Origin of the sequence: Ochrobactrum sp. S1502_03 (assembly GCF_044435015.1) — a bacterium.
Classification (GTDB): domain Bacteria; phylum Pseudomonadota; class Alphaproteobacteria; order Rhizobiales; family Rhizobiaceae; genus Brucella; species Brucella chromiisoli.
Window position 1 is genome coordinate 1 of the sequence record NZ_JAYEXN010000080.1, and the last position, 1,708, is coordinate 1,708.

Below are 1,708 nucleotides of genomic sequence, written 5' to 3' on the forward strand. Positions count from 1 at the left end.
AGATCATCTTGCAAGTCTGCATCAATCGTGAGTACGGCATTTGCATCGGAGCATGTAAGACCTGCAAGCATAGCATTTTGATGACCGTAGTTTCGGCTGAGCTTCACCCCAAGTATGGGATGCGATGTCGCAAGATTTTCGATGATTTTCCACGTTGTGTCTTTGCTGCCATCATCTACGAGGATGAGACGGAAAGAATCCATATGAATCTCGACGTTCTCACATAGCCTCTCTAAGAAAGATGCAAGACGCGGTATCGTGTGTGGAATTGTGTCTTCTTCATTGAAGCAGGGTATTACCACATCGAGGCTATACGTATCATTAGTCACGTGCAAACACCCATGTTTTCATAAGGATGAAGAAAGCTATATTATATGTGAACATTGCTATTAGCTGATAGAGAACAACAGTCTCCGATGAGAGACTCAAAAGAAAATGCAGAACGCCAATATTAATCATATACGCAATAATAAACGCGAACATAAATCTAATGGCATCTCCAGAAATGTGAGGCGTACCATTAAACGTAAATGCCTTGTTCATGAAGTAACTGTTTAGCAGTCCTGCCGCAAATCCGATTGCATTGCTCATATATGGGTCAAAGCTAACGCCGGACAGGATTGCTACAACAACAAATGTGATTGTTGTGTTCACAATTCCAACCAGCCCATATTTGGTCAATTGAGATATCAAGATGCAGTTGTCCACTTTATAACTGGCAAGAGCATTGAAACACCTTACCATATAAATCAAGCCCAAGCCGCCCACTGAGGCGGCTTTTTCTTTGCCGAAAGGAAATCACCAATGGCCAAGGGAACCTTTGCCAAAGCGATGCCGCATGTCTTCTCGGAAGAGGGCGGATACGTAGATCATCCGAAAGACCCCGGCGGCGCAACGAATATGGGTATCACACTCGCTACGCTGTCAGCCTGGGAGGGCCGGAAGGTATCGAAAGCCGAGGTGAAGGCGCTGACCAAATCCAAGGCGACGGATATCTACCGAGAGAATTACTGGAACAAGATTTCCGGTGATGATCTGCCTGCTGGTGTCGATTATGCCACGCTGGATTTTGCTATCCACTCCGGCCCAGCCCGTGCAGTGAAGATGCTTCAGAAGGTTGTCGGCGTCGATCAGGATGGCGTCATCGGCGCAAAGACGCTCACTGCTGTCCGGAAAATTGCTGCTGATCGTATTATCAATGAACTCTGCGATGCGCGTCTGGCGTGGCTGAAAGGTCTCGGCACGTTCTCGACGTTCGGCGGGGGCTGGACTTCGCGTGTCTCGCGGGTTCGGTCTCGCGCTCTGGCGTTCTCTCGTGACAGCGCTCCCGTACCTTCTCCCGTGCCGCAGGTTCCGACCGGCAAGGCCGTACAGTCCGATACATCCTTGAAAGAGGTGTTGAAGAAGCCGGAAGCATGGGGGCCGCTTGGCGGGCTTATTACCGGCGTGGGCGCAATGGCTGACGGCACCGGCCCGATGCAGTGGGCGCTTGCTGTCGCAATGGTCGCGCTTGTTGGTATCGGTCTCTACTTCTTCATCCAGAGGGTGAGGAAAGAGGCATGATCTGGGTGCTCATTCCCAACTGGCTGAAATATTCGCTCGCTGCCCTTGCTGCTGCCGCCCTTATCGCTGGCGGTAGTTATGTCGCCGGAAAGCTATCAGGCAGGGCCAGCATCGAAACCAAGATCGAAAGGCAGAACAATGAAGC

At 50.6% G+C, this 1,708-nt stretch carries 3 protein-coding genes; 1 reads left to right on the top strand and 2 read right to left on the bottom strand.

What is annotated here, in order from left to right:
- Together VBH83_RS19260 and VBH83_RS19265 are read right to left on the bottom strand one after the other, a co-directional pair.
- The coding region (locus tag VBH83_RS19260; protein WP_396999086.1) for a glycosyltransferase at positions 1-329 on the bottom strand (329 nt) is incomplete at its 3' end.
- The gene (locus VBH83_RS19265) at positions 322-744 is read right to left on the bottom strand and encodes a GtrA family protein (RefSeq protein WP_396999088.1); all 423 of its coding nucleotides are present in this window, start codon (positions 742-744) and stop codon (positions 322-324) included. The genes VBH83_RS19265 and VBH83_RS19260, both read right to left, overlap by 8 nt.
- Positions 745-804: 60 nt before the next feature.
- Here VBH83_RS19265 and VBH83_RS19270 point away from each other — a divergent pair, with 60 nt between their 5' ends.
- On the top strand, positions 805-1,563 hold the full coding sequence (locus VBH83_RS19270; protein ID WP_396999087.1) for a glycoside hydrolase family 108 protein: 759 nt from the start codon (positions 805-807) through the stop codon (positions 1,561-1,563).
- Positions 1,564-1,708: the final 145 nt, after the last annotated feature.